The sequence below is a fragment of the Achromobacter sp. SIMBA_011 genome (genome assembly GCF_046535435.1).
Taxonomy (GTDB): domain Bacteria; phylum Pseudomonadota; class Gammaproteobacteria; order Burkholderiales; family Burkholderiaceae_B; genus Achromobacter; species Achromobacter dolens.
The window spans coordinates 88,818-114,697 of sequence record NZ_JAWRWN010000004.1 but is presented as its reverse complement, the minus strand read 5'-3'; the positions used below and the strand labels follow the sequence as shown (position 1 = coordinate 114,697).

Annotated in this window: 24 protein-coding genes and 1 tRNA gene; 7 read left to right on the top strand and 18 right to left on the bottom strand. The window is 66.2% G+C overall.

What is annotated here, in order from left to right:
- Positions 1 to 13: 13 nt before the first annotated feature.
- Complete coding sequence (locus tag SB816_RS16330; protein WP_410547354.1) at positions 14 to 637, top strand: PIN domain-containing protein; 624 nt, start codon at positions 14 to 16, stop codon at positions 635 to 637.
- A gap of 1 nt (position 638) precedes the next feature.
- Here SB816_RS16330 and SB816_RS16325 read toward each other — a convergent pair whose 3' ends face one another.
- The 4 genes from SB816_RS16325 to rpsO all read right to left on the bottom strand — a co-directional run bounded on the left by SB816_RS16325 (position 639) and on the right by rpsO (position 5,323).
- The gene (locus tag SB816_RS16325; protein WP_116793624.1) at positions 639 to 1,856 is read right to left on the bottom strand and encodes a threonine ammonia-lyase; all 1,218 of its coding nucleotides are present in this window, start codon (positions 1,854 to 1,856) and stop codon (positions 639 to 641) included.
- Positions 1,857 to 1,871: 15 nt separating this feature from the next.
- Positions 1,872 to 2,600, bottom strand: a complete 729-nt coding sequence (locus SB816_RS16320) for a hypothetical protein (protein WP_064524633.1) — start codon at positions 2,598 to 2,600, stop codon at positions 1,872 to 1,874.
- A gap of 206 nt (positions 2,601 to 2,806) precedes the next feature.
- On the bottom strand, positions 2,807 to 4,963 hold the full coding sequence (pnp, locus tag SB816_RS16315; RefSeq protein WP_049071836.1) for a polyribonucleotide nucleotidyltransferase: 2,157 nt from the start codon (positions 4,961 to 4,963) through the stop codon (positions 2,807 to 2,809).
- Positions 4,964 to 5,053: 90 nt separating this feature from the next.
- On the bottom strand, positions 5,054 to 5,323 hold the full coding sequence (gene rpsO, locus SB816_RS16310; protein ID WP_006223612.1) for a 30S ribosomal protein S15: 270 nt from the start codon (positions 5,321 to 5,323) through the stop codon (positions 5,054 to 5,056).
- A 317-nt stretch (positions 5,324 to 5,640) separates the two neighbouring features.
- Between rpsO and SB816_RS16305 the strand changes: the two genes are divergently transcribed.
- Positions 5,641 to 6,159, top strand: coding sequence for a hypothetical protein (locus SB816_RS16305; protein WP_054501674.1), 519 nt, complete (start codon positions 5,641 to 5,643; stop codon positions 6,157 to 6,159).
- Positions 6,160 to 6,219: 60 nt separating this feature from the next.
- Here SB816_RS16305 and pssA read toward each other — a convergent pair whose 3' ends face one another.
- From pssA to SB816_RS16285, 4 genes are all read right to left on the bottom strand, one after another.
- The gene (gene pssA, locus SB816_RS16300) at positions 6,220 to 6,993 is read right to left on the bottom strand and encodes a CDP-diacylglycerol--serine O-phosphatidyltransferase (RefSeq protein WP_006389119.1); all 774 of its coding nucleotides are present in this window, start codon (positions 6,991 to 6,993) and stop codon (positions 6,220 to 6,222) included.
- 235 nt (positions 6,994 to 7,228) lie between these two features.
- Positions 7,229 to 8,245, bottom strand: a complete 1,017-nt coding sequence (ilvC, locus tag SB816_RS16295; protein WP_049071830.1) for a ketol-acid reductoisomerase — start codon at positions 8,243 to 8,245, stop codon at positions 7,229 to 7,231.
- A gap of 68 nt (positions 8,246 to 8,313) precedes the next feature.
- Positions 8,314 to 8,805, bottom strand: a complete 492-nt coding sequence (ilvN, locus tag SB816_RS16290) for an acetolactate synthase small subunit (RefSeq protein WP_006217868.1) — start codon at positions 8,803 to 8,805, stop codon at positions 8,314 to 8,316.
- Positions 8,806 to 8,815: 10 nt separating this feature from the next.
- Positions 8,816 to 10,585 carry an acetolactate synthase 3 catalytic subunit gene (locus SB816_RS16285; protein ID WP_258955720.1) on the bottom strand — a complete coding sequence of 590 codons (1,770 nt, stop codon included), beginning with the start codon at positions 10,583 to 10,585 and terminating at the stop codon, positions 8,816 to 8,818.
- A gap of 440 nt (positions 10,586 to 11,025) precedes the next feature.
- On the opposite strand from SB816_RS16285, the gene SB816_RS16280 reads away from it, so the two are divergent.
- Positions 11,026 to 13,248, top strand: coding sequence for an FUSC family protein (locus tag SB816_RS16280; protein WP_410547285.1), 2,223 nt, complete (start codon positions 11,026 to 11,028; stop codon positions 13,246 to 13,248).
- A gap of 77 nt (positions 13,249 to 13,325) precedes the next feature.
- On the opposite strand, the gene yaaA is transcribed toward SB816_RS16280, so the two are convergent.
- The 3 genes from yaaA to SB816_RS16265 all read right to left on the bottom strand — a co-directional run bounded on the left by yaaA (position 13,326) and on the right by SB816_RS16265 (position 16,288).
- Positions 13,326 to 14,096 (bottom strand): peroxide stress protein YaaA, encoded by a 771-nt coding sequence (yaaA, locus tag SB816_RS16275; protein ID WP_054501677.1) that lies wholly within the window; start codon positions 14,094 to 14,096, stop codon positions 13,326 to 13,328.
- A gap of 16 nt (positions 14,097 to 14,112) precedes the next feature.
- Positions 14,113 to 14,895, bottom strand: coding sequence for a 3-hydroxybutyrate dehydrogenase (locus SB816_RS16270; RefSeq protein WP_269873212.1), 783 nt, complete (start codon positions 14,893 to 14,895; stop codon positions 14,113 to 14,115).
- Between the two features lie 148 nt (positions 14,896 to 15,043).
- The gene (locus SB816_RS16265) at positions 15,044 to 16,288 is read right to left on the bottom strand and encodes a cation:proton antiporter (RefSeq protein WP_410547284.1); all 1,245 of its coding nucleotides are present in this window, start codon (positions 16,286 to 16,288) and stop codon (positions 15,044 to 15,046) included.
- A gap of 255 nt (positions 16,289 to 16,543) precedes the next feature.
- On the opposite strand from SB816_RS16265, the gene SB816_RS16260 reads away from it, so the two are divergent.
- Positions 16,544 to 16,634 (top strand) — tRNA-Ser (locus SB816_RS16260).
- A gap of 68 nt (positions 16,635 to 16,702) precedes the next feature.
- Here SB816_RS16260 and SB816_RS16255 read toward each other — a convergent pair.
- From SB816_RS16255 to SB816_RS16245, 3 genes are all read right to left on the bottom strand, one after another.
- Positions 16,703 to 17,683 (bottom strand): Bug family tripartite tricarboxylate transporter substrate binding protein, encoded by a 981-nt coding sequence (locus SB816_RS16255; RefSeq protein ID WP_144655872.1) that lies wholly within the window; start codon positions 17,681 to 17,683, stop codon positions 16,703 to 16,705.
- Between the two features lie 102 nt (positions 17,684 to 17,785).
- Complete coding sequence (locus SB816_RS16250; protein WP_054501700.1) at positions 17,786 to 18,694, bottom strand: dihydrodipicolinate synthase family protein; 909 nt, start codon at positions 18,692 to 18,694, stop codon at positions 17,786 to 17,788.
- A 13-nt stretch (positions 18,695 to 18,707) separates the two neighbouring features.
- Complete coding sequence (locus tag SB816_RS16245) at positions 18,708 to 19,835, bottom strand: mandelate racemase/muconate lactonizing enzyme family protein (RefSeq protein ID WP_054501959.1); 1,128 nt, start codon at positions 19,833 to 19,835, stop codon at positions 18,708 to 18,710.
- A gap of 158 nt (positions 19,836 to 19,993) precedes the next feature.
- Here SB816_RS16245 and SB816_RS16240 point away from each other — a divergent pair, with 158 nt between their 5' ends.
- Entirely contained in the window at positions 19,994 to 20,872 is an 879-nt protein-coding gene (locus tag SB816_RS16240; protein ID WP_116793619.1) for a LysR family transcriptional regulator, read from the top strand.
- Between the two features lie 14 nt (positions 20,873 to 20,886).
- On the opposite strand, the gene SB816_RS16235 is transcribed toward SB816_RS16240, so the two are convergent.
- Together SB816_RS16235 and SB816_RS16230 are read right to left on the bottom strand one after the other, a co-directional pair.
- The gene (locus tag SB816_RS16235; RefSeq protein ID WP_064524643.1) at positions 20,887 to 22,086 is read right to left on the bottom strand and encodes an amidohydrolase family protein; all 1,200 of its coding nucleotides are present in this window, start codon (positions 22,084 to 22,086) and stop codon (positions 20,887 to 20,889) included.
- Between the two features lie 47 nt (positions 22,087 to 22,133).
- Complete coding sequence (locus SB816_RS16230; RefSeq protein ID WP_049071804.1) at positions 22,134 to 22,334, bottom strand: hypothetical protein; 201 nt, start codon at positions 22,332 to 22,334, stop codon at positions 22,134 to 22,136.
- Between the two features lie 189 nt (positions 22,335 to 22,523).
- Here SB816_RS16230 and SB816_RS16225 point away from each other — a divergent pair, with 189 nt between their 5' ends.
- Together SB816_RS16225 and SB816_RS16220 are read left to right on the top strand one after the other, a co-directional pair.
- Complete coding sequence (locus SB816_RS16225) at positions 22,524 to 23,027, top strand: ASCH domain-containing protein (RefSeq protein ID WP_054501703.1); 504 nt, start codon at positions 22,524 to 22,526, stop codon at positions 23,025 to 23,027.
- Positions 23,028 to 23,366: 339 nt separating this feature from the next.
- The gene (locus tag SB816_RS16220; RefSeq protein WP_144655867.1) at positions 23,367 to 23,702 is read left to right on the top strand and encodes a virulence factor; all 336 of its coding nucleotides are present in this window, start codon (positions 23,367 to 23,369) and stop codon (positions 23,700 to 23,702) included.
- 247 nt (positions 23,703 to 23,949) lie between these two features.
- Here SB816_RS16220 and SB816_RS16215 read toward each other — a convergent pair whose 3' ends face one another.
- Both SB816_RS16215 and serS read right to left on the bottom strand, forming a co-directional pair.
- Entirely contained in the window at positions 23,950 to 24,198 is a 249-nt protein-coding gene (locus SB816_RS16215) for a hypothetical protein (protein WP_080977324.1), read from the bottom strand.
- Between the two features lie 300 nt (positions 24,199 to 24,498).
- The gene (gene serS, locus SB816_RS16210; protein WP_064524647.1) at positions 24,499 to 25,845 is read right to left on the bottom strand and encodes a serine--tRNA ligase; all 1,347 of its coding nucleotides are present in this window, start codon (positions 25,843 to 25,845) and stop codon (positions 24,499 to 24,501) included.
- Positions 25,846 to 25,880 lie beyond the last annotated feature (35 nt).

Below are 25,880 nucleotides of genomic sequence, written 5' to 3'. Positions count from 1 at the left end.
CGCTGCGAACACACTGCCAGCCTTGACCACTCCGACCTCCACCCCGCCCTTCATCGTCCTGGACGCCTGCGTCCTCATGTCCGGCATCCTGCGCCGCCTGCTGCTGCGCCTGGCCGAGGCCGGCGTGTTCCAGCCCGTCTGGACCGAGCGCATCGGCGAGGAATGGCGCCGCAACGCCTGCCGCATCTGGGACATCCCGCCCGAGGTGATGGCCGAGTTCTGGATCGAGATGAACGCCCGCTTCCCGCAGGCCATCGAGCACGACACCGAGGTCTACGAAGCCGCGCTGCGCTACAGCGACCCCAAGGACTTTCACGTCATCGCCGCCGGCCTGGCGCGCCGCGCCCGCTGCGGCCTGGCGCAGACGCCGGTGGTGCAGGTGCTGACCTGGAACCTGAAGGACTTCAACCGCTCGGAGCTGCGCCGGCAGGGCCTGGACGTGTACAACCCGGACCGCATGCTGGCGCAATGGTGGCAGGACGGCGCCGACCGCATGCGCGAGGCCATCGCGCAGATTCCGGCGGACTACGTGGCGCTGGGGCGCGAGCCCGAACCGCTGGCCGCGACCTTGCATCGCGAGCGGCTGTACCGGCTGAAGAACCAGGTGGGCCGCGACCCGGAACTAGGCCGCGCCTGACTCAATGATCGTGGTTGCTGGCCGCGAAACCGGCCGCGTTCAGGATGTCGATCACTTCCTGGATATGCTCCGGGCCGCGCGTCTGCAGCACGAAATCCACTTCCACGTTGCGCACCGGCAATGAGGTGAACGCGCGCTGGTGATGCACCTCGGTGATATTGGCCTGGGCGTCGGCGATCAGCTTGGTGGCGTGCGCCAGCGCGCCCGGCAGGTCGCGCAGGTCGACGCGGATGCGGGCCAGGCGACCCGCGCGCACCATGCCGCGCTCGATCAGCTCGCCCAGCATCAGGGGGTCGATGTTGCCGCCGGTCAGCACCAGGCCGATGCGCTTGCCCTTGAAGCGCTCGCTGCCCGCCTCCTGCGCGCGCAGCAGCGCCGCCAGGCCGGCCGCGCCCGCGCCCTCGACCACGGTCTTCTCGATTTCCAGCAGCACCACAATGGCGTGCTCGATGTCGGCCTCGCTGACCAGTTCGATGTGATCGACCAGCCGGCTGACGATGGGCTGCGTCAGCCCCCCCGGCGATTTCACCGCGATGCCTTCGGCGATGGTGTATTGGCCGTTGGGCATCGACACGCCCTTGATCGCGGCGTACATGGCGGGAAACCGTTCGGTCTGCACGCCGATGATCTCGATGCCCGGCTTGAGCGCCTTGGCCGCGGTGGCAATGCCTGAAATCAGCCCGCCGCCGCCGATGGCGATCACCAGCGTGTCCAGTTGCGGCTGGTCTTCCAGCATCTCCAGCGCCACGGTGCCCTGGCCCGAGATCACGGCCTCGTCGTCGTAGGGATGGATCATGATCAGCCCGCGCTGCTTGGCCAGCTCGTAGCCATGCGCCTTGGCGTCGTCGAAGGTATCGCCGGCCAGCACCACCTCGGCGCCGAAGCGGCGCGTGTTGGCGACCTTCACCGTGGGCGTGAAGCGCGGCATCACGATCACGGCGGGCACGCCCATGCGCTGCGCATGGTAGGCCACGCCCTGCGCGTGGTTGCCGGCCGACACGGCGATCACGCCCGCGCGGCGTTCCTCGTCCGACAGCGTCAGCATGCGGTTGAGCGCGCCGCGCTCCTTGAAGCTGGCGGTGAACTGCAGGTTCTCGAATTTCAGCCAGATCTCGGCGCCGAAGATGTCGGACAGCGTGCGCGACAGGGTGAACGGGGTCTTGAGCACCTGGCCGCGCAGGTTCTCGCGGGCGGTCTGGATGGAAGCGATATCGATCACGGTGGAAAAATCCTGTTAGCGCACCGGCAGGAAATTGAACAGCAATAGCCCTTGCGCATAGTTGATGCCGATGCGCCGCGAGTTCTCGCCAAGCAGGTTGGCGATCAGGTCGAGCCGGCCGATGATGGCGCCGAACTCGCGCTCGAAACTGAGGTTGGTGGCCTGCGGCGACATCTCGTTGGCCAGCAGCAGCGGTTCGCCCTGGTTGTTGCGGCGTGACGCCAGCAGCCAGGCCGCCGCCTCGACGTTCCGTGCGGCATTGTAGACCCGCTGCCCGTCCAGCGCGTCGGTGGCGTACAGGCGGGTCTTGCCATTGTGGGCGGCGATGATGGTGTCGGCCAGGCCGTAGATGAAGGCCCCGACCCGGTCGCCGCTGTAGTTGGGATCGAGCGACACCGCCAGGATCTGGATGTCGTGCAGGCCGGCCAGGTCGGCGGGCGGGATGCGCACCTCGATCGCATGCTTGACCCGCGAGACCGCGGTGGCGTGATCCGGCGCGCCGGTCTTGCGCCATTCACGCGGATTGCGCCGGTAGAGCTTGTCCAGCAGGCTGTAGAGGCTGGCGAGGTTGTCGCGCACTTCCAGGGTGACGGTACGGTTGAAATCGGTCTGCACCAGTTGGTCGGCCGACATGCCCTCGCCCTTGGGCGAGCCCTGGCCCGGTCCCGGAGCGGACATGCATCCCGCCAGCAGCGTCCCCGCCAGCACGGCCGCCGCCGCGGCGAATCCTCGCCCTCGCGTCATGCTCGATCCATCCGAATCCCCCCCTGTTGGCGCCTTGCCGGCTTGCGCCGCGCCGGCGCTCGTGTCACGCGCAAGACTTTACCGTAAGCCGTGCGAAGATGGGAGATACCGGGGATTCAAAGACGAAAGGAGATGAATCAGCGCCGCGCCCGGGCAAAAAAAACGGCGCCTCGCGGCGCCGTTTGCTCCAGCAGGAAAGGCAGGCCTTATTCGGCTTGCGGTTCCGCTTGCGGCGCGGCTTCGGCGGCGGGCTGCTGCTGCTCGATGCCACCGATGGCCTTGATGGACAGGCGCAGACGGCCCTTGTCGTCGGCCTCGATGACCTTGACGCGGACTTGCTGGCCGACCTTCAGCACATCGTTGATGTTGGCGATGCGGTAGTTGGCGATTTCCGAGATGTGCAGCAGGCCGTCGCGGCCCGGCAGCACTTGCACGATGGCGCCGAAGTCCAGCAGGCGCAGCACCGAGCCCTCGTAGACCTGGCCCACTTCGACGTCGGCGGTCAGCTCGACGATGCGGCGCTGGGCTTCCTTGGCCTGCGCTTCGTCGACGCTGGCGATCACGATCGTGCCGTCGTCGGAGATGTCGATCTGGGTGCCGGTTTCCTCGGTCAGCGCGCGGATGGTGGCGCCGCCCTTGCCGATCACGTCGCGGATCTTCTCGGGGTTGATCTTGATGGTCAGCATGCGCGGGGCGAAAGCCGACAGCTCGCCACGCGAACCGTCCAGCGCTTCCTTCATCTTGCCCAGGATGTGCAGGCGGCCTTCGCGGGCTTGCGCCAGCGCCACTTGCATGATTTCCTTGGTGATGCCCTGGATCTTGATGTCCATCTGCAGCGCGGTGACGCCGTTTTCGGTGCCCGCGACCTTGAAGTCCATGTCGCCCAGGTGATCTTCGTCACCCAGGATGTCGGTCAGCACGGCGAACTTGCCGCCGTCCAGGATCAGGCCCATGGCCACGCCGGCCACGTGATCCTTGACCGGCACGCCGGCGTCCATCATGGCCAGCGAGCCGCCGCAGACCGAAGCCATCGACGACGAGCCGTTGGACTCGGTGATTTCCGACACGATGCGGATGGTGTACTGGAAGTCTTCCGGGGCCGGCAGCAGCGGGATCAGCGCGCGCTTGGCCAGGCGGCCGTGGCCGATTTCGCGGCGCTTGGGCACGCCGATGCGACCGGTTTCGCCGGTGGCGAACGGAGGCATGTTGTAGTGCAGCATGAAGCGATCACGGTACTCGCCCATGAGCGCGTCGATGATCTGCTCGTCCTGCTTGGTGCCCAGCGTGGCCACGACCAGCGCCTGGGTTTCACCACGGGTGAACAGGGCGCTGCCGTGCGCGCGCGGCAGCACGCCCAGGCGCACGCTGATGGGACGGACGGTGCGGGTGTCGCGACCGTCGATACGCGGTTCGCCGTTCAGGATCTGGCCACGGACGATGGCCGATTCCAGCGAGAACAGGATGTTGTCGACGGTGACGGCGTCCGGCGCCGGCTCGCCCTTTTCGGCGGCGGCGGCGTTCAGCTTGGCCGACACGTCGGCGTAGACTTCACGCAGCTTGGTGGTGCGGGCCTGCTTTTCGCGGATCTGGTAGGCGGCGTTCAGGCCTTCCTGGGCGGCCGACGTGACGGCGGCGATCAGGGCCTCGTCCTTGGCGGGCGGCTGCCAGTCCCAATCGGGCTTGCCAGCGTCCTTGACCAGTTCGTGGATGGCGTTGATGACGGCCTGCATCTGCTCGTGGCCGTAGACCACGCCGCCCAGCATGATTTCCTCGGACAACTGGTCGGCTTCCGATTCCACCATCAGCACGGCGTTTTCGGTGCCGGCGACCACCAGGTCCAGCTTCGAGGACTTCAGTTGCGACGCGGTCGGGTTGATGGCGTACTGGCCATCGATGTAGCCCACGCGGGCGGCGCCGATCGGGCCGTTGAAGGGGATGCCGGAGATGGCCAGCGCGGCCGAGGCGCCGATCATCGCGGGGATGTCGGGGTCGATTTCAGGATTGACCGACAGCGTGTGGATGACCACCTGGACTTCGTTGTAGAAGTCTTCGGGGAACAGCGGACGCAGGGGCCGGTCGATCAGGCGCGAGGTCAGCGTTTCCTTCTCGGACGGCTTGCCTTCGCGCTTGAAGAAACCACCGGGGATGCGGCCGGCGGCGTAGGTCTTTTCGATGTAGTCGACGGTCAGCGGGAAGAACGTCTGGCCCGGCTTGGCCTTCTTGGAGGCCACGACAGTGGCCAGGACAACGGTGTCCTCGATCGACACCACCACGGCGCCGGAGGCCTGGCGAGCAATTTCGCCGGTTTCCAGGACGACCGTGTGCTGGCCGTACTGGAACGATTTAGTCACTTTATTGAACATGACGATTATTCCTTACAAATGAAAAACCGTGGCCGTCGCGACATGCGTCGCACCGACCACGGTTGCGTCATGGGGAGCCAGCCCCGTCGATCACTTGCGCAGACCGAGTTTTTCGATCAGTGCGCGGTACGAATCGGGATTGCGGCCCTTGAGATAGTCGAGCAGCTTGCGGCGACGGCTGACCATACGCAGCAGACCGCGGCGCGAGTGATGGTCCTTCATGTGTTCTTTGAAGTGACCGGTCAGTTCGTTGATACGGGCGGTGAGCAGAGCCACCTGGACTTCGGGGGAGCCGGTATCGCCTTGAGCGCGTTGGAACTGCGCAACGATATCGGATTTCTTGATGTCAGCTACAGACATTGATGACCTCTTCGGACATGCGACAGGGCCGAGGCGCCCTGACGTGGTTTGGAAAAAAATCGCGGCCGGCGATAAGCGTTGTTGCGTTCTCACTGCTGCTTCGGGACCACCCTGGAAATGCCGGAGAACAAGGTTTGGCGCCTTATTTGCTCCCGCTCCAGCCAGCCCCGTTGCCGGCGCAAAGCATCTTGCAAAATCAATACACTTGATAAAGCCTGCTGATTATAGCCGATTCGCTAGAATTACCCCAGTGACGCCACCGCCCCGCCGCCGTGAGTCGCGCCGCCGACTCGACGGGAGGCCACAGGAGCAACAATATGTCGAATTATTACAAACTTGCCCGCACCACCCTGGCCGCTGCGGCCCTCGCCAGCCTGGGCGCCTGCGCCAACCTGGCCCAGGTCGCCCCCGGCACGCCCCTGGCCGACGTCCAGGCCCAGTTCGGCCGCCCCAACTTCGAATGCCCGCAGGCCAACGGCGGCCGCCGCGTGATCTGGACGCAGCAACCCATGGGCCAGTATGCCTGGGGCGCCAACGTCGGCGCCGACGGACGCGTCGACCGCGTCATGCCGCTGCTGACCGACGCCCACTTCAAGGTGCTGGAACAAGGCCAATGGAGCCCCGAGCGCGTGCGCTGCGAGTTCGGCCCGCCGGCCCGCATCGACCAGGCCGGCCTGGGCGAAAAACGCGAGGTGATCTGGTCGTACCGCTACAAGGAAAACAGCGTCTGGAATTCGCTGATGTACGTCTACATGGGCCGCGACGGCAACGGGGTGACGCACTTCCATCCCGGCCCGGACCCGATGTACGACGATGACCGCTTCATGTGGCGCTGATGCCACCATGAAAAAACCCGCCTGCATCCAGGCGGGTTTTTCGTTTGGCGGGCGACGCGCTCAGGACGACTGGCCGCGGCGCTCCTGCTGCAGCCGGCGGGCACGGTTCCAACGCCAGGCCCAGATGACCCAGCCCGAAAAGCCGTACAGCACGAACAGGCCGAACAGCACCACCGGGGGATCGCTGGACACAAACACGAACACCGCCACCACCAGCAGGATGCCCCAGAACGGCACGCTGCGGCCCAGGGCGAAACTCTTGCCGCTGAAGAACGGCGCGTTGGACACCATGGTGATGCCGGCGTACATGGTCAGCGTGAACGCGACCCAGGCCATCACGCTGTCGTGGATCGGCAGCTTGTTGTCCACCGCCAGCCAGACGAAACCGGCCACCAATGCCGCCGCCGCCGGGCTCGGCAGGCCCTGGAAATAGCGCTTGTCGACCACCGCGATATTGGTATTGAAGCGCGCCAGGCGCAGCGCGGCCCCGGCCACGTAGACGAACGCCGCCAGCCAGCCCCAGCGGCCCAGGTCGTTCAGGATCCATTCGTACATCACCAGCGCGGGCGCCACGCCGAACGAGGTCATGTCGGACAGCGAATCGTATTGCTCGCCGAAGGCCGATTGGGTGTTGGTCAGGCGGGCCACCCGGCCGTCCATGCCGTCCAGCACCATGGCCACGAAAATGGCGATGGCGGCGACCTCGAAGCGGTTGTTCATGGCCTGCACCACGGCATAGAACCCCGCGAACAACGCCGCGGTGGTGAATGCGTTGGGCAGCAGGTAGATGCTTCGGTGGCGGTTCTCGGAATCGCGCATGGAAAAATTGGGCATGGTCTCAATTACTTACGACAGACATTGAAAGGTTAACTCATCTGGCCCCGCAACGGGCCGCAGCAAGGGCCATGCCCGCCGCGATCCGGCCCCGCCGGCGCGCTAAGCCCGCCCGCGCTCCCCGTGGCGCGCCCGCCTTCGCGCACATTCTGCGCAAAGAAAAACGGCATGCCCTCGCAGGCATGCCGCTTTCCGCCGGCGCGCGCGGGGCGCAAACCCCGCGCGGAAACCGGAATCAGTTCTTGGACTTGTCCACCAGCTTGTTGGCGGCGATCCAGGGCATCATGGCGCGCAGCTTGCCGCCCACCACTTCGATCTGCGATTCCGCGTTGATGCGGCGGCGCGAGGTCAGCGTCGGGGCGCCGGCGGCGTTTTCCAGGATGAACTTCTTGGCGTATTCGCCGGTCTGGATGTCCGTCAGGCACTGGCGCATGGCCTTGCGGGTTTCGTCGGTGACGATCTTCGGGCCGGTCTCGTACTCGCCGAATTCGGCGTTGTTCGAGATCGAGTAGTTCATGTTGGCGATGCCGCCTTCGTAGATCAGGTCGACGATCAGCTTCAGTTCGTGCAGGCACTCGAAGTACGCCATTTCGGGCGCGTAGCCGGCTTCCACCAGCGTGTCGAAACCGGCCTTGATCAGTTCGACGGTGCCGCCGCACAGCACGGCCTGTTCGCCGAACAGGTCGGTCTCGGTTTCTTCACGGAAGTTGGTTTCGATGATGCCGGCACGGCCGCCGCCGTTGGCGCTGGCGTACGACAGGGCCACGTCGCGCGCGGCGCCCGACTTGTCCTGGTACACGGCCACCAGGTGGGGCACGCCGCCACCCTGCTTGTAGGTGTTGCGCACCGTGTGGCCGGGGGCCTTCGGGGCGATCATGATGACGTCGATGTCTTCACGCGGCACGACCTGGCCGTAGTGGACGTTGAAGCCGTGGGCGAAGGCCAGGGCGGCGCCCGCCTTGATGTTGGCGTGCACTTCCTTGTTGTAGACCGAGGCGATGTTCTCGTCGGGCAGCAGCATCATGACGATGTCGGCCGACTTGACGGCTTCCGCCACTTCCTTGACCTGCAGGCCGGCGTTGGCGGCCTTGTCCCACGAAGCGCCGCCCTTGCGCAGGCCGACGATGACCTTCACGCCCGAGTCGTTCAGGTTCTGGGCGTGGGCGTGGCCTTGCGAGCCGTAGCCGATGATGGCAACGGTCTTGCCTTTGATGAGGGAGAGATCGCAGTCTTTGTCGTAGAAAACTTTCATGGGGTGCTCCAGATATCTTGGATATTCGTTGGTTCGTATGTAGGGTGCGGCTTGGCCTGGAAGGCCGGTCAAATCTTCAGAATCCGTTCACCGCGGCCGATGCCGGACACGCCGGTGCGCACGGTTTCCAGGATGGCACTGCGGTCCAGGGCTTCCAGGAAGGCCTGTACTTTTTCCTGCACCCCGGTCAATTCGATGGTGTAGGACTTGTCGGTCACATCGATGATGCGCCCGCGGAAGATATCCGCCATGCGCTTCATTTCCTCGCGTTCCTTGCCGACCGCGCGCACCTTGACGAGCATCAGCTCGCGCTCGATGTGCGCGCCTTCGGTCAGGTCCACGACCTTGACCACGTCCACCAGGCGGTTCAGGTGCTTGGTGATCTGCTCGATGACCTCGTCCGAGCCGGTCGTGACGATGGTCATGCGCGACAGTGTGGCGTCCTCGGTGGGCGCCACGGTCAGGGTCTCGATGTTGTAGCCCCGCGCCGAGAACAGGCCGACCACGCGCGACAGCGCGCCGGGCTCGTTCTCGAGGAGGACGGAAATCACGTGCTTCATGGTGGCCTCCTTACAGGTCTTCAGAGCCGAGCAGCATTTCGGTCAGCCCGCGGCCGGCCTTGACCATCGGCCACACGTTTTCGGTGCGGTCGGTGATGAAGTCCAGGAAGACCAGGCGCTCCTTGTGCTTGCCGAACGCTTCGCGCAGCGCCGGCTCGACGTCGGCCGGGCGCTCGATGCGCAGGCCCACGTGGCCGTAGGCCTCGGCCACCTTGACGAAGTCGGGCAGCGAATCCATGTACGACTCGGAATAGCGCGAGCCGTAGTCGATCTGCTGCCACTGCCGGACCATGCCCAGGAAGCGGTTGTTCAGGCAGACGATCTTGGGCGTCAGGCGGTACTGGGCGCAGGTCGACAGTTCCTGGATGTTCATCTGGATCGAGGCCTCGCCGGTGATCACGGCGATGTCATGACCCGGATTGGCCATCTGCACGCCCATGGCGTACGGCAGGCCCACCCCCATGGTGCCCAGGCCGCCGGAGTTGATCCAGCGGCGCGGCTTGTCGAACTTGTAGTACTGCGCGGCCCACATCTGGTGCTGGCCCACGTCGGAGGTGACGAAGGCGTCGCCGCCGGTCACTTCCCAGAGCTTTTCCACCACGAACTGCGGCTTGATGACTTCGTCCGAATTCGCGAACTTCAGGCATTCCTTGCCGCGCCAGGTCTCGACCTGGTCCCACCACTTGGCGATGGAAGCCGGCTTGTGCTCGGCCGAGGCGGCCTCGTACTGCGCGCTCAGGTCGGCCAGCACATCCTTGACGTTGCCGACGATCGGGACGTCCACGCGCACGCGCTTGGAGATCGACGACGGGTCGATATCGATATGGATGATCTTGCGGGCGTTCTGGGCGAAGTGCTTGGGATTGCCGATCACGCGGTCGTCGAAACGGGCGCCGATTGCCAGCAGCACGTCGCAGTGCTGCATCGCCATGTTGGCCTCGTAGGTGCCGTGCATGCCGGGCATGCCCACGAACTGGCCGCTGCTGGCCGGGAAGCCGCCCAGGCCCATCAGGGTGCTGGTGCAGGGCGCGCCCAGTTGCGACACGAGCTTGTTCAGCTCGGGCGCGGCGTTCGACAGGATGACCCCGCCGCCGGTGTAGATCATCGGCCGCTCGGCGGCCAGCAGCATCTGCACGGCTTTCTTGATCTGCCCCTGGTGGCCCTTGTTGACGGGCGCGTAGGAACGCATCGAGATCTCGCCCTTGGGCGGGGTGTACTTGCACTGCGCGACGGTGATGTCCTTGGGGATGTCCACCAGCACCGGGCCGGGACGGCCGGTGCGCGCGATGTAGAACGCGCGGCGCATGGTTTCGGCCAGGTCCTTGACGTCGCGCACCAGGAAGTTGTGCTTGACGCAGGGACGGGTGATGCCGACGGTGTCGCATTCCTGGAAGGCGTCCTCGCCAATGGCCGCAGTGGGCACCTGCCCGCTGATGATGACCATGGGGATGGAGTCCATGTAGGCGGTGGCGATGCCGGTGACGGCATTGGTCACGCCCGGACCGCTGGTCACGATGCAGACGCCGACCTTCTGCGACGAGCGCGAATAGGCATCGGCCGCGTGCACGGCGGCTTGCTCGTGACGAACCAGGATATGCTGGAATTTGTCCTGCTTGAAAATCGCGTCGTAGATGTAGAGCACCGCGCCGCCAGGGTAGCCGAAAACGTGTTCCACGCCTTCATCGGCCAGGCAGCGCACGACGATATCGGCGCCATTCATTTCCATGTTGTCATTCCTTTCAAAACCGGCCCTGCAACCCTGACTGCTGCGCGCCCGGATACGGCGGCAACGGAACCCATGCCGGCTACGGCAACATGATCCGGCGCTTAGCGGCTCACGGAGCCACGCCACCCGGACACCCTGCCGACCCGACATACGTTCGACAGAACGCAGTGCAAACGCCCCTGGGGGACGCTGGAGGTCGAAATGGAAGCCTTGGCAACACACGCTTGTGGCGCGGCCAACGGCAAATAGGTCTGCTGCAAGATGGCTGGGAGGTGACCCTGGCCATCCGCCTCATCGCGCCGGTTTCGGATAGGCAGACCGGCGCAAGTGGAGCAATTTACCGCGTTGCGTCAAACGTAGCAAATCGAGGTTTCGCGGACGTTGCACGGAAGTCGCGCCGCGCCATGCGGGAAAGTCTGGTAACCATCTGGCCCCTAAAACGCGACCGGCCTCTCTATACTTGACGCGTCACCTGGATTCGAGTCCCGCCGCCCATGGATCTGCGCATTGCCAGCATTCGCCGTTTTCTCTACAGCCACTACTTCTTCGGCGGAGTGCGGCAGGGCGTCGGCATGCTGTTGCCGGTCCTGGTGCTGGGCGGCTTGTTCGGTCACTACACCACCGGCCTGGTGGCCACCTTCGGGGCGCAATGCCTGGCCATCATCGACCAACCCGGCGGGCCGCAGCGGCACCGCACCAACGAGATGCTGGGCGGCGCGGCGCTGGGCACGCTGACCGTCATCATCACCGGCCTGGCCTCGACCAACCCGGTGCTGATCTGGCTGGTGGTCATCGCGCAGTGCTTCGTCTATTCGATGTTCACGGTGTTCGGCAAGCGCGGCGGCCTGATCGGCTTTGCCGGCCTGCTGTTGATGACGTTGACCATGCATTCGCCGCTGGAACCGCACGAGGTGCTGGCGCACGCCGCCGCGACGCTGGGCGGGGCGCTGTTCTACGTAGCGTTCAGTCTGGGATTTTCACGGCTGTTCTGGCTGCGGGAAGAACAACAGGCGATGTCGGTGGCGCTGTTCGCCACCGCCGACTATGTCGCCGCGCGCGCCGCCTTCTACGACGAGACCGCCGACCTGGACGAGGCCTATCGCACCCTGATCCAGCGCCAGTCGGTCATGACCGAAAAGCACCAGGCCGCGCGCGACATGGTGCTGCGCGCACTGCCCCGCGGCAAGGGCCTGGGCGACCGCCACCGCGTGATGCTCTGGAACATGTTCGTCGACATGCTGCAGTTGCTGGACACGCTCGTGGCCACCCACACCGACTATGCGGCCCTGCGGCGCGCGCTGGCCGGCAACGACTGCCTGATGTTCATGCGCGACGCGCTGGTGAAGATGTCGCTGGAGCTGAACCGCATTGCGCTGGACGTGTCGCGCGGCCGCAAGGTGCAGTACCGCAGCAGCGCCAAGGCCGAACTGCGCGCCATCGAATACGAGATCGAACAGCTCAAGCAACAGGGCCTGGGCGAACGCGAGCCCGAAATGCTGGCGCTGATCGTGCAGGTGCTGCGCCGGCTGCGCAACTCGGCCCGCATCGTCGACCGGCTCGCCGACCACACCGCCGCCTCGCCCCACGCCAAGCCCACCGACGTGCTGCGCATCAACAAATCGCTGACGCGCTTCATCTCGCGCCAGGAATTCCGGGTCGGCCTGCTGACCAGCAACCTGCGCCTGGATTCGCCGCACTTTCGCTACGCCCTGCGCGTGACGGCGGCGGCCGCCATCGCCATGACGCTGGCCAGCCGCTGGCTGTCGCCGGCGTTCTCGGCGCACAACTACTGGATCATGCTGACCATCGTCATCATCATGAAGCCGGGCTTCGCGCTGACCCGCCAGCGCAACGGCTGGCGCCTGATGGGCACGCTGATCGGCTGCCTCTGCGCGCTGCTGCTGTTCAACGTCACCGACAAGCCCGCCATCCTGTTCGCGGTGCTGCTGGGCGCCTGCATCATGGGCAACAGCATGGTGCAGTTGAACTACATGGCCAGCGCCATCTTCAATACGTTGTTCGTGGTGCTGGTGTTCCACTTCGTCTCGCCCGGCACGGTGTCGATGGCGGTGATCGGCGAACGCGCCATCGACACGCTGATCGGCTGCGCGCTGGCGCTGGTGTGCAGCTACATCCTGCCCTGGTGGGAGGCGCGCTACCTCAAGCCGCTGGCCGCGGCGGCCACCCGCGCCAACCGGGAGTACCTGGTGGCCGGCATGCGCTACGTGGAAGCGATGCAGGCGCATGGCGCCCCGGTGGGCGCGGCCGCAGACGCCACCCCGGCGGTCACCGACGCCGACCTGGCCTGGCGCCTGGCGCGCAAGAACGTGCACATCGCCTTCAGCAATTTCGCCGAGGCCTTCTACCGCATGATGAGCGAGCCCAAGTCGCACCAGGTCAGCGTGCCCGAGCTGAACAACCTGCTGATCCAGAACCACGTGCTGGCCTCGCAGATCACCGCCGCCATTCCCATCCTGGCCGCGCTGCCGGCTACGCCCGAGGCGGTGCAGCGGGCGCTGGCCGGCATGGTCGACCTGCTCGACGAGAACCGCGCGCAGCCCCCCGCCGACCTGCCGACCCAGTTCGACACCGAAGGCGAGCAGGCGGCGCTGGTCTATCCCGTCAAGCAGATGATCAAGGCTGCGCACATGATCCGCCAGGAACTGCTGGCGCTGGCCGATCCGCAGCACGCGCCGCCGGTCGCGGCGCCAGCCTGAATCGAGCCGCCGCGCTTCGCGGGAACAAAAAAACCGGCCCTTTCGGGGGCCGGTTTTCCGCGCTACCCGCGTCCCGCTCAGAGCTTGCGGCGAAACACCAGCCTGTCCTCGGTCGAGGCCGAGGCGTCGTACTTGTAGCCCTCCAGGTCGAAGCCGTGCAGGCCTTCGGGCTTGGACACCTTGTGCAGGATGGCGTAGCGCGCCATCAGGCCGCGCGCGCGCTTGGCGTGAAAGCTGATGATCTTCCAGGCGCCGTTCTTCCAGTCCTGGAACACGCACTGCACCACACGCGCCTTGAGCGCCTTCAGGTCGACCGACTTGAAATACTCTTCGGAAGCCAGGTTGACGATGACCGGCGCCTTCTGCCCGGCCTGGCGCTCGTTCAGGTACTCGGCGATGCCGCTGCCCCAATACTCGTACAGGTTCTTGCCCTTGGGCGTTTCCAAGCGCGTGCCCATTTCCAGGCGGTAGGGCTGCATCAGGTCGAGCGGCCGCAGCACGCCGTACAGGCCGCTGAGGATGGCCACGTGTTCCTGGGCCCAGTCCAGTTGCTTGGCCGACAGGGTCGAAGCCTCCAGGCCCTCGTAGACGTCGCCGTTGAAGGCCAGCACGGCCTGGCGCGAATTGGCCTGCGTGAAGGTGCGCTTCCAATGCGCATAGCGCTGCACATTGAGCTCGGACAGCGCCGGGCTCAGGCTCATCAGTTCGGCAATGTCGTCCGCGGTCTTGGTCTTGAGCACCTTGATCAGGCCGGCGGCCTGGTCCACGAACAAAGGCTGGGTGTGCGTCTCGACGTGCACCGGCGAGTCGTAGTCCAGCTTCTTGGCGGGGGAAAGCAGAAACAGCATTCGAAGGTTCCTTTGATCAGCGCGCCGTCCAGCCGCCATCGACGGAGACGGTGGTGCCGGTGATTTGCGCGGCGGCATCGGAGGCCAGGAAGACGGCCGTGGCGCCCAGTTGTTCAGGCGTGACGAACTGCAGCGACGGCTGCTTTTCGCTGAGCAATTCGCGCGCGGCGGTTTCCTGGTCGACGCCGTTCTTTTCGGCCAGCGCCGAGATCTGTTTTTCGACCAGCGGGGTGCGCACCCAGCCCGGGCAGATGGCGTTGGCGGTGATGCCCTGGCCGGCGGTTTCCAGCGCGGTCACCTTGGTGAAGCCGACCACGCCGTGCTTGGCGGCGACGTAGGCGGATTTGTTGGCCGAAGCCACCAGGCCGTGGGCCGAGGCGATGTTGATGATGCGGCCGAAGCCCTGCTTCTTCATGTGCGGCAGCGCGGCGGCGGTGCCATGGAACACGGCCGACAGGTTCAGCGCCAGGATGGCATCCCACTTTTCGGTGGGAAAGTCCTCGATCAGCGCGGTGTGCTGGATGCCGGCGTTGTTGACCAGGATGTCGATGCGGCCCATCTGGCGCACCGCGTTGTCGACCAGGCCGCGCACGGCCTCGCCCTTGGACAGGTCGGCGCCGTCATACAGCACCTTGACGCCATGCTGGGCCGCCAGGCCGGCGCGCACCTTTTCGATCTCGGCGGCGTCGCCGAAGCCGTTCAGAACGATATCGGCGCCCTGCGCGGCCAGCGCGGTGGCGATACCCAGGCCGATCCCGCTGGTGGAACCGGTGACGACTGCGACTTTTCCTTTGAGCATAGATGTTCTCCTGTGGCGGGGCGCGGAAGGCGGGCGGCGACCGGAACATGCCGGTCGGCGCCGTGGGCGAAACACGGGCTGAAAAACAGCGTCAAGTGTAGCTGCCCGGTAAGGCGCCCATCATGCCATGCCCCCACGCGGCGCGGGGTCAAGGCCGCGGCGATGGGGAATCCGATGGCTCCGCCTGGCTCGGCGGCGGCGCGGAATCCGACCGGTCCTGCGCCGTCTCGGCGGGCGGCGGCGGCGGCAGGTCCGCCATGCCCCCGAGGCGCTCCGGCACGCGCTCGAGCAGCTTGATGAGGATCGGCACCACGCCCATCGACACCGCCACCACCACTGCCAGCACGTCGCGCTGGTCCAGGTCCATCAAACGGTTGCTCCAGGCTTCGTTGAAGATGGCGAAGCTGAATTCGCCGCCCTGCGCCAGCACCATGGCGAACAGCAGGCGGTGATAGCGCGGCAGGCCCAGGAACCGCGCAAAGCCATACAGCACTAGCGCCTTGACCAGCAGCAGCGCCGTCACGCCCGCCAGGATGAAAGCCCAGTGATCCGCCACCACGTGCAGGTTCACGGACATGCCGATCGCGACGAAGAACAGGCCCAGCAGCAGGCCCTTGAACGGCTCGATGGCGTTTTCCAGTTCGTCGCGATAGCGCGACTCGGCCATCAGCACCCCCACCAGGAAGCCGCCCAGGCCGGCCGACAGGCCGGCGTAGTTGAACAACTGGGCGGTGCCGATCACCATCAGCAGCGCCGCCGCCGTGAACAACTCCTTCAACTGCGCCTTGGCGGCCCAGCCCAGCAGCCGCAACCGGTAGGCCACCGCCACCACCGCCACCGCGATCAAGGCCTCCTTGAAGGACGGCTCGGATGCGGCGCCACTGCCCAGCAGCCCGGCCGCCACCAGCATCGGGATCGCCGCCATGTCCTGGAACAGCAGCACTCCCAGCGCCGAGCGCCCCATCGGCGTGCGCGTCAGGCCGCGCTCCTCCAATAGCCGCATGGCCACCGCGGTGGACGACAGGGCCAGCGACAGCCCGCACAACACCGCCGCCTGCCAGCCCATGCCGGCCAGATGGCGCAGCGCGGCGCCGAACACCAGCCCCAGCAGCAGCCCGCAGGCCAGCATCTGCGACGCCCCCAGGGTGAACACTTCATGACGCATGGCCCACAGGCGCCGGGGCGCCAGTTCCAGCCCGATGATGAACAGCATCATCACCACGCCCCACTGCGACACATTGACCATGTCGCCCACGTCGGTCACCAGCTTCAGGCACGACGGCCCCACCAGCACGCCGGCCAGCAGGTAGCCCGGGATCGCGCCCAGCCCCAGCCGCTGGGTCAGAGGCACGCACAGGACGGCGGCCAGCAACAGGATGAGGATCAGATTCATCGGCGCGAAGCGTGCAATTCGAGACAGTCCGATTCTGCGCAAAGATTACCCATGCGGGAAGCCGGGGAAACCGTCTGAAGCGCCCAACATCGAAAGGCTTTACACAAAACTTTTTTTTGCTGTAGAATTGCGGGCTTCGCTGCTCCGACAACGCAGATTCTTCCGGCCAGGAATCTGATCGTGGGAAACCAGGAACCGCTGATGGGCTCGCCCTGAACCGGCCACTGGAATTTCACCGTTGCGGAATCCAGCCACGGAGAGGTGGCAGAGTGGTCGAATGTACCTGACTCGAAATCAGGCGTACGGTATCCCCGTACCGTGGGTTCGAATCCCACCCTCTCCGCCAGTATTCAAAAAAAGGCCAATCCCCCGGGATTGGCCTTTTTCTTTGCCTTCTTGCCGCAAGTCCTGCCCCTACCCCTCGGCCACGATCTTAGCGTCCTGGATGGTCTTGGCGTACTTGCGCTGCTCGTCGCGCATGAAGTCGGCGAAGCGCTGCACGCTGCCGCCACCGTCTTCCGCGCCGACCTGCGCCAGCTTTTCCTGCACGTCGGCCATGGCCAGGACGCGGTCGATGTCCTGGTTCATGCGCGCGACCATGTCGGCGGGCATGTTGGCCGGGCCCACCATGCCGAACCAGATGCTGGCCTCGAACCCGGGATAGCCCTGCTCGGCCACCGTCGGCACGTCGGGCTGGCTCCTGGAACGCTGCCGCAGCGTCTGGGCCAAGGCCAGCACCTTGCCGGACTGGATCAGCGGCGTGGCCGTGGTCATGCCCTCGAAGCAGTACTGCACGTGGCCGCCCAGCAGGTCGTTCATCAGCGGCGCCGAGCCCTTGTAGGGCACGTGCAGCACGTCGATGCCGGCGCGGGCCTTGAAGATCTCCAGCGCCAGATGCTGCGCCGACCCGCTGCCGGCCGAGCCGAAGATGATCTTGCCGGGCTGCGCGCGACACAGCGCCACCAGCTCGGGCAGGGTCTTGGCCGGCTGCGCCGCGCCGCCAATCAGCAGCGTAGGCGTCTTGCCCACCAGCGCGATCGGCGAGAAATCGCGCTCGGCCGAATAGGCCAGCCTGGGCTGCAGGCCGGGCGCGATGCCGTGGCTGTTGACGTGCGCCATCAGCAGCGTGTTGCCATCGGGAGGCTGGCGCGCCACCTGCTCGGCGGCGATGATGCCGGCCGCGCCGGCGCGGTTCTCGACGATCACCGGGATGCCCCACATCACGCCCAGCTTCTGGCCCAGCAGGCGCGCCAGCACATCGGTGCCGCCGCCCGCCGGAAATCCCACCACGATCTTGACCGGGCCCGGCGGCAGCGGTTGCTGCGCCCTGGCCGACGGCAGGACGAGCGCCGCCCCCAGCGCCGCGGCGCCGGTAATGAATTCCCTGCGTTGCATGGTTGTCTCCTCGCGCGCCGGGTCCATGCCCGGCGACTGTTGGTAAGCCTTGCCGGCCGCGGCCGGCTGGGCCGCGGCGTCCTGCGGGTCCTGCTGGCGCGGTCAGGCGGCGGGGGCCGCCAGCCGCTGGGCCAGTTGCGCCGACTGCGCGGCGTCCAGCTCCACCAGCGGCGGCCGGACCGTGGCCCACACCGGATCGTTGCGCCGCTGCGCGATCGCGGCTTTCATGGCCGGGATCATCGGGTACGACTGGAAAATGGCGCGGGTCTCGTTCAAGGCGCGCTGCCGGTCCTCGGCGCCGGCCTCGCGCCACGACCGGTACAACGCGACGATCGGGCTTGCATTGACGTTGCCGGTGGCGGTGATGCAACCCGCGCCGCCGGCCCGCATCGTTTCCAGCAACACCGTTTCGGTGCCGGCGAACACGTCGAAGCCGCGCGGCTGGAAGTCGCGCAGCATGGCCGCGGTATTGTTCCAGTCGCCGGAACTGTCCTTGATGCCAGCGACGATGCCGGGAAATTCGCCCAGCAGCCGATCGATCAGGCCCAGGCTGATCGGCACGCCCGACACCGGCGGGATGTGATACAGGTAGATGCGCAGGCGTTCGTCGGCCACCCGCTCGATCACGTGGGCGAAGGCGCGGAACAGGCCCTCGTCGCTGACGCCCTTGTAGTAGAACGGCGGCAGCATGAGCACCCCGCCGCAGCCGGCCTCGACCGCATGACGGGTCAGCTCCACCGCGTCGGGCAACGCGCAGGCGCCGGTGCCGGGCATCATGCGCGCGGCCGGCAGGCCGGCATCCAGCAACGCATCCAGCAGATGGCGCTTTTCCGCCACGCTGAGCGAATTGGCCTCGGAGTTGGTGCCGAAGATCGCCAGCCCCGCGCCCTGTTCCAGCAGGGCGCGGCAATGCCCGACGAAGCGCGGCACGCTGGGCGACAGGTCCGCGTTGAAGGGCGTGAGGACCGGGGAATAGACGCCTTGCGGCCGGTCAGCGGCGCGTGTGCTCATGAAAACTCTCCTGTCAGCGGCCGACGCGGGTCCACTTGCCGTAGCGCTCGACCATGCGTTCATCGAAACCGAATCCCAGCCCCGGCTCCTGGTGCAGCACCACACGCCCCTGTTTGTGGGTCAGTTGGCGGTCCACCAGCTTGCGGAAATTCAGGACCTGGTCGTCCCAGAAAAATTCAACATAACGCGCATTGGGCGTGGCGGCCACCAGCGGCGCGTGCACGTCGTGGAACCAGTGCGGGCACACCACCACGCCATAGCTCGCCGCGGTCGCCGCGATGCGCTTCCATTCGGTGATGCCGCCGCACACCGCCGCGTCGGTCTGCAGGATACCGGCCGCGCCCTTGTCCAGCAGCTCCTTGTGATACCAGCGGCCATAGCCGATCTCGGCGGTGGCGATGGGCAGGTGCGTCAGGCGCGCCAGCTTGGCGTGGCTGTCGATGTCATCGGGGCCGAACGGCTCCTCGATGAAGTACGGCTCGTACTGCTCGAAGCGGCGGATGTACTGCATGGCCTGGGTCACGTCCTGCCAGGCGTTGTTGCAGTCCATCATCAGCTCGACATCCGGCCCGACGGCCTCGCGCGCCGCCTTCAGCCGCGCCTCTTCCTCGCGCGGCGACAGGCGCCCGGTCTTCATCTTGACGGCGGAGAAGCCCTTGGCCACGTAGCTGGCCATTTCCTCGCCCAGGTGCTGCGGCGTCTTGCCATCCAGGTAGTAGCCGCCGCTGGCATAGGCCGGCACCGACTCCAGCTCGACCGCGCCCAGGAACTTGTGCAGCGGCAGCCCCGCCGTCTTGGCGTTCAGGTCCCACAGCGCGATGTCGAGCGCGCTGAGCGCGCGCATCACCGTGCCCTGGCGCCCCTGCAGCAACGCTTCCTGGTACATCGCCTGCCACAGTCCTTCGACCGCGTGCGAGTCCTTGCCCAGCAGCACCGGCGCCAGCAGGCTCTGCACGGCGGCCTCGAAGATCGCGCCGCCAGCGCTGCCGACATAGCAGAAACCGATGCCTTCGACGCCATCGGCGCTGCGGACCTTGACCAGTCCGTAATGGCGGGTGGAGACGGTGCGGTTCGAAAACGAGGTGACCTTGTCCAAGGGCACCGCGGCGGCGCAAACGTCGATGGATTCAATGATGGGCACGGCTGGCTCCTGATAACGGGAATAGTGCGGGTCGCGCTGCCGGCGCGCCTTGCGCTGGCGCAACGCTCAAGCGCATTCTTGCCGCCATCAAAGAAACAAACAATTATTTTCATCCATCTTTAGAATATGTAAAAAGCATCTTCTATGAGCGCCCGCCGATGGATTCGAGATTCCTGCAGACCTATGTACATGTGGTGGAACTGGGCTCCATCGCGCAGGCCGCGCGCCACCAGGGGCTGACGCCGGCCACCGTGCAGCAGCGCCTGCGCGCGCTGGAAGCCGACATGGGCAGCGCGCTGATCGCCCGCTCGGGCCGCACCGTCAAGCCCACCGCCGCCGGCACCCGCATCCTGGAGCGCGCCCGCAACGTGCTGCGCGACCTGCGCGACCTGCGTTCGGCGGCAACCGAGTCCGACCTGCCGGCCGGCCCCTTGCGCCTGGGCGCCACGCCCACCGCGCTGACCGGCATCATGCCGCCGGTGCTGCGCACCTGGGCGGCGCGTTATCCCCACATCGAGATCTACATCGAACCGGCGCCCACCACCCTGCTCTACAGCAAGGTGCTGGCCGGCGAACTGGATGGCGCGCTGCTGGTGCATCCGCTGTTCGCGCTGCCCAAGTCCTGTGTCTGGCGCGACCTGCGGCGCGAACCGCTGGTGCTGGTGACGCCGGCCGACATGGCGGTGCGCGACCCGCTGGCGGTGATCGCGCGCGAGCCCTATATCCGCTACGACCGCAGCGTGGTGGGCGGCCGCATGGCCGACGACTACCTGCGCGCCCGTGACCTGCGGCCACACGTGCGCTTCGAGCTGGACGGCATCGACTCGATCGCCAAGCTGGTGTCGGAAGGATTGGGGGTGGCGCTATTGCCCGACTGGGCCACCACTGGCGCGTCGGCGCCAGTCAGGCGCTGGCCGCTGCCTGCGCCATGCCCCGTGCGCACGGTCGGCGCGCTCTGGCCGCGCTCCGGCGTGCGCTCTGAATTGATGCGGGTATTCGTGGAACTGGCGCAGAGCCAGGCGGCGGCGGACCGCTGACGGCCAGGCGATGCCTACGCCGCCACGCTATCCAGCAAGCGGCCGTCACGCGCCACCACCGCACCGCCCGAAATCACCAGGCGACGCGGGACGCGCTGCGCCACGGCTTCGGCCACGCCGCTGGCCGCCACCAGCACCAGGTCGGCGCGGGCGCCGGGCGTCAGTCCGTAGTCGGCGAAGCCACAGGCGCGCGCCGCGGCGCCGCTGACGCAATCGAACGCCCAGCCGATCTCGTCGTCGCGGCGCAGGTCGTTGCGCAACCCGATCATCATGGCACGCGCCAGCATGTCGGGGCTGCCGTACGGCGTCCAGGTGTCGCGGATGCCGTCGTTGCCGCCGAACAGCGTCACGCCGGCCTCGCGGCAGGCACGCAACGGCGGAACTGGCCGCGACGGCGGCGCGGTGGTCAATACCGCCACCTCCAGCGCGGCCAGCCGCTTGAGCAGCCCATCCAGACGCCTGGCATCCACACCGCCCAGGCAGAAGGCATGGCTGACGACGACACGGCCGCGCATGTCCAGCGCCTGCACCCGATCCAGGATCAGGTCGAGCGAAAACGCGCCCAGGTCGCCGGGCTCATGCAAGTGGATATCGAGGGGTTTGCCATGCTTGTCCGCCAAGCCGAACAGCACGTCGAGCGATTGTGCCGGGTCGCGGTCGATGGCGCAGGGATCCAGCCCGCCCAGCACATCCGCGCCTTGCGCCAGGGCCAAGTCCAACAGCGCGGCCGTGCCTGGCCGCCCCAGCAACCCTGACTGCGGAAACGCCACGGTCTGGATCTCGATCAGGCCGGCCAGTGCCTCGCGGGTGGCGTGCACCGCCTCCAGATGGCGCAGTCCGGCATCGGTATCGACGTCGACGTGGCTGCGGATGCGCATAGTGCCTTCGCGCAGGAAGGCCAGCGCCAACGCGCGCGAGTGGCTGGCGGCGTCATGGCCGCTGGCGGCGCGCCAGGCCCGCTCGTTGTCGATACGGTCGGTCAACGCCGGCCCCACCTGATTCACATACCAGGGGGATTCCCAGGTGGTCTTGTCCAGGTGCGTGTGCCCCTCGACCAGACCGGGCAGCAGCAACAGGCCGGCACCCGCTTCCCGCGCCACATGGGCCGGCGCCTGCAGATTCGGTCCGACGCGTTCGATACGGCCGCGGGATATCGCTACGTCGACCGCCGCGCCATCGGGCAGTCGAACGTCGTTTAACAACATGTCGGTCATGGATAGGTCCTCGGCCTCGCCTGCCCGCGTCGGGCGGCCGCGCCGGATCAGGCCTGCTGCGGCGGTTCGATCCAGAAGAAGCGCTGGCCCTGGCGGATCATGTCCGCCACGCCTTCGGCGCCGAGGCGATAGTCGGTGCCCATCAACGTGGCGCCGCCGTCGTCGTGTATGTGGATGACGGCCAGCGGGTCGTTGGCCATGGTGTACCAGTAGTAACCGGGCTTGAGATCGTGCAGGTCAGTATTCATACGTCGAGTATACAAACAACCTTGGAACGTATTCAAAAAGACACACTAGTAACCGTTTGCCTGACACGGCGATTGCCACGCGTCATACTGTTCCATGCGAGGTTTCGGATAACCCGCCATGTTGGCACGTGTCGACGCGGCCACAGCACTGCTGGTATGCAAGCGTCGAACGTGAGGGGAACAACAGGTATGAAAAGGCAAGCACTCCAATTCAGCGAGCCGCTCAAGCAAGCCATCCTGGATGGTTATAAGGTGCAAACCCGGCGCATCGTCAAACCGCAGCCCACCAAGCTGACGACCGCCTGGTATGCCGATGCGGCGGATTCCGGCAAATGGGTGGCCATGGGCCCGACCCGCGAAGGCGCGACCGAATTGCGCAAAACCTCGCCGTGGGTCACCTGCCCCTATGGCCGGTCGGGCGAGAGCATCACGCTCGAAGACGAATCCGGCAAGCCCTTCGCCACCGCCGTAATCGTGGGCGTGCGCATCCAGCGCCTGCAAAAATTGTCGGACGCCGACGCGCGCGCCGAAGGCACCCAGGCGCTCTACCAATCGTCGGCGCTGTTGCCCGGCGTTCCCCTGCAGACGGCCTTTGCCTTGACCTGGTGCGAACGCTATGGCGCGCACGCCTGGGCCGCCAACCCCTGGGTGTGGGTGGTCGAATTCCGCTGCCAGCAGCCGCAAGAGGCCTAGGCGTCCGCCGGCCCTGCCAGTCCGCTCCAGGCCGCCAACCGACTGGCGCTGGCGCACCGGTGTTGCTGCCAGGGGAAATCAGGCCCCAGGATCGTGACTGCCTGTAACTCGCCGCCCCCGCTTCACCGCATTCCACCTTATTTCAGTCGATTTCAGACGGGGGTTTACCAGAGTGAAGCCGGCCTGCCGCGACGCAGCATGGGGAACGTTCGTCGCCCCGCCCCCGTTGCGGATTGTCGCTATTGAGGGCCGCCCGCTTACCCCTGCCGATCCGAAAAGACCGAAAATAGCGTCAACGAATACTCAACTTTGCTGCGTCACGCAGCAGGCAGGTGCAACATGAAAAAATGGCTCATCGCAGGGGCAGGTGTCGCGGGTCTGCTGATCTCCAGCGTCGCGTTGGCCCGGGTGGATGTCGGCATCTCGATCGGCGTGCCCGGGGTGGTGTACCCGGCTCCGGTCTACGCCGCGCCCGCGCCCGTCTACGTGGCGCCGGCGCCGGTCTACGCTCCCCCGCCCCCCGTCTACTACCGTCCGGCGCCCGTCTACGTGGCGCCCCCGGTGGTCTATCCGGCCCCGGTCTACATCCGCGGCGGCGGCTACTGGGGTCCGCATGGCCACTGGCGCGGCCCCGATCGCGGCTACTATCACGGCCGCGGCGGCTGGCACCGTTGATGCCGCGGGGCTCCCAGCCCACCGCAATAAATACAAAGGCCACTCTTGCGAGTGGCCTTTTTTCCACAGGGTAATTTCCGGTACCCCATGGAAGGCACGTCAGGCGACAGGGGCCTGGACGGGTTTGCCCGCCGTGACGGCGGGCGGCTGCTGCGGCACCGCGACGGGCTTGCCTGCGGCCCAACGCGGCGCTTCCTGAACAAGATCGATCCAACGACGCGGAGCACTCGACGCCCGCCACCAACCATTATGCGGACGCATGCGCAAACTCCGGTTCACCGTTGAAACGAACGCCGTTTATTTCTTCAAACAATTGCCGGCTTTCCTGTTCCGCTTCGTGCAAGCTGTTGAACGGCGCCTGTCCGGGCACCGTCCAGCATTTTTCCGGCGCGGTTCCGCCTACCCGGCGGGTCCATATCTGCACACGGTAGCCCTGCTCGTCATCTTGAGCCACAGAGCATCTCACACGAAAATCTCCAATCATTCTTGAAGTCATGGACAACTCCTTGTTATTTATGTGAATGAAGCGCGTTGAACGCAGGTGTATTGTGCCGAACTATCCGGCCCTTTTATTGAAAATACACAATTGCTCACATCAAAATCCAGTACTGGCGTCGCCAACATAATCCATCGAGACGACAGGAATATGTCTCGATCATAAATAGGCCGCGTTTTCCGCCCCATCCACCATGTGGCCGACTTGCATCCTCAGCAAGCGGCGTGCCCACGCCGAGCGGCAATAAAAAACGGAGCCCGCGGGCTCCGTTTTTTTATTGCCGGATCGCTCAGCCGGGCGTCAGGGCTTCAATACCGTCAGGCCGCCCATGTAAGGTTGCAGCGCCTGCGGAACCACGATGCTGCCGTCGGCCTGCTGGTGGTTTTCCAACACCGCCACCAGGGCACGGCCCACGGCCAGGCCGGAGCCGTTCAGGGTATGCACGTATTCCGGCTTGCCCTGCGCGTTGCGGAAACGCGCCTGCATGCGGCGGGCCTGGAACGTTTCGCAGTTGGACACCGACGAGATCTCGCGCCAGGTGTTCTGCGCCGGCAGCCAGACCTCCAGGTCGTAGGTCTTGGCCGAGCCGAAACCCATGTCGCCGGTGCACAGCAGCATCACCCGGTACGGCAGCCCCAGCAATTGCAGCACGCGCTCGGCGTGACCGACCATGTCCTCCAGTGCTTCGTAGGATTGGTCGGGCTGCGTGACCTGCACCATTTCAACCTTGTCGAACTGGTGCTGGCGGATCATGCCGCGCGTGTCGCGGCCGCCGCTGCCCGCTTCGGAACGGAAGCACGGCGTGTGGGCGGTGAGCTTGAGCGGCAGGTCGGCGGCCGCCTGGATGGTGTCGCGCACCACGCTGGTCAGGGTGATTTCCGAGGTGGAGATCAGGTACTGGTCTTCGCGCACGAACGGCTTGCCGTGCTCGTCGACCTTGGGGTCGTCGTCGCCGCCGCCCTTGGACACGGCGAACATGTCATCCTTGAACTTGGGCAGTTGGCCGGTGCCGTACAGCGTCGAGGCGTTGACGATATACGGCGTGTAGCACTCGGTGTAGCCGTGCGTGCCGGTCTGCAGGTCGAGCATGAACTGCGCCAGCGCGCGGTGCAGGCGGGCGATGGGACCGCGCATGAACGAGAAACGCGCGCCCGACAGCTTGGCGGCGGTATCGAAGTCCAGGCCCAGCGGTTCGCCCAGCGCGACGTGGTCGCGGGGCTCGAACGGCAGCGCGGGCGGGTTGCCATCGGCGCCCGCGGCGGCCGGCAGCCAGCGGCGCACTTCGACGTTGTCGTCGGCGGATTCGCCCAGCGGCACGCTGGCGTGCGGCAGGTTCGGCACCGACATGAGCAGCTCGTTGAGCGGCTGCTGCAGGGCGGCCAGCTCTTCTTCCAGTTGCTTCAGGCGCTCGGGCACGGCCTGCGATTCGGCCATGACGGCGCTGGCGTCCTCGCCCTTGGCCTTGAGCTGACCGATCTGCTTGGCCAGCGCGTTGCGGCGGGCTTGCAGGGATTCGGTTTCGGTCTGGACCGCCTTGCGGCGAGACTCCAGCTCGTTGAACCGTTCCGTGTCGAAGGACACGCCACGGCTCTTGAGGCGGTCTACGACGGTTTGCAGGTCTTTGCGCAGCAGTATCGGGTCTAGCATGGTGATGTCGGTGAGATTGCGGGAAGCAACGGGCG

Bases quoted from the DNA above. Each gene is read 5' to 3' on its own strand.
- SB816_RS16320 (WP_064524633.1), bottom strand. From the start codon at position 2,600: ATGACGCGAGGGCGAGGATTCGCCGCGGCGGCGGCCGTGCTGGCGGGG.
- pnp (WP_049071836.1), bottom strand. From the start codon at position 4,963: ATGTTCAATAAAGTGACTAAATCGTTCCAGTACGGCCAGCACACGGTC.
- rpsO (WP_006223612.1), bottom strand. From the start codon at position 5,323: ATGTCTGTAGCTGACATCAAGAAATCCGATATCGTTGCGCAGTTCCAA.
- SB816_RS16305 (WP_054501674.1), top strand. From the start codon at position 5,641: ATGTCGAATTATTACAAACTTGCCCGCACCACCCTGGCCGCTGCGGCC.
- pssA (WP_006389119.1), bottom strand. From the start codon at position 6,993: ATGCCCAATTTTTCCATGCGCGATTCCGAGAACCGCCACCGAAGCATC.
- ilvC (WP_049071830.1), bottom strand. From the start codon at position 8,245: ATGAAAGTTTTCTACGACAAAGACTGCGATCTCTCCCTCATCAAAGGC.
- ilvN (WP_006217868.1), bottom strand. From the start codon at position 8,805: ATGAAGCACGTGATTTCCGTCCTCCTCGAGAACGAGCCCGGCGCGCTG.
- SB816_RS16280 (WP_410547285.1), top strand. From the start codon at position 11,026: ATGGATCTGCGCATTGCCAGCATTCGCCGTTTTCTCTACAGCCACTAC.
- yaaA (WP_054501677.1), bottom strand. From the start codon at position 14,096: ATGCTGTTTCTGCTTTCCCCCGCCAAGAAGCTGGACTACGACTCGCCG.
- SB816_RS16270 (WP_269873212.1), bottom strand. From the start codon at position 14,895: ATGCTCAAAGGAAAAGTCGCAGTCGTCACCGGTTCCACCAGCGGGATC.
- SB816_RS16265 (WP_410547284.1), bottom strand. From the start codon at position 16,288: ATGAATCTGATCCTCATCCTGTTGCTGGCCGCCGTCCTGTGCGTGCCT.
- SB816_RS16255 (WP_144655872.1), bottom strand. From the start codon at position 17,683: ATGCAACGCAGGGAATTCATTACCGGCGCCGCGGCGCTGGGGGCGGCG.
- SB816_RS16250 (WP_054501700.1), bottom strand. From the start codon at position 18,694: ATGAGCACACGCGCCGCTGACCGGCCGCAAGGCGTCTATTCCCCGGTC.
- SB816_RS16240 (WP_116793619.1), top strand. From the start codon at position 19,994: ATGGATTCGAGATTCCTGCAGACCTATGTACATGTGGTGGAACTGGGC.
- SB816_RS16235 (WP_064524643.1), bottom strand. From the start codon at position 22,086: ATGACCGACATGTTGTTAAACGACGTTCGACTGCCCGATGGCGCGGCG.
- SB816_RS16230 (WP_049071804.1), bottom strand. From the start codon at position 22,334: ATGAATACTGACCTGCACGATCTCAAGCCCGGTTACTACTGGTACACC.
- SB816_RS16225 (WP_054501703.1), top strand. From the start codon at position 22,524: ATGAAAAGGCAAGCACTCCAATTCAGCGAGCCGCTCAAGCAAGCCATC.
- SB816_RS16220 (WP_144655867.1), top strand. From the start codon at position 23,367: ATGAAAAAATGGCTCATCGCAGGGGCAGGTGTCGCGGGTCTGCTGATC.
- SB816_RS16215 (WP_080977324.1), bottom strand. From the start codon at position 24,198: ATGACTTCAAGAATGATTGGAGATTTTCGTGTGAGATGCTCTGTGGCT.
- serS (WP_064524647.1), bottom strand. From the start codon at position 25,845: ATGCTAGACCCGATACTGCTGCGCAAAGACCTGCAAACCGTCGTAGAC.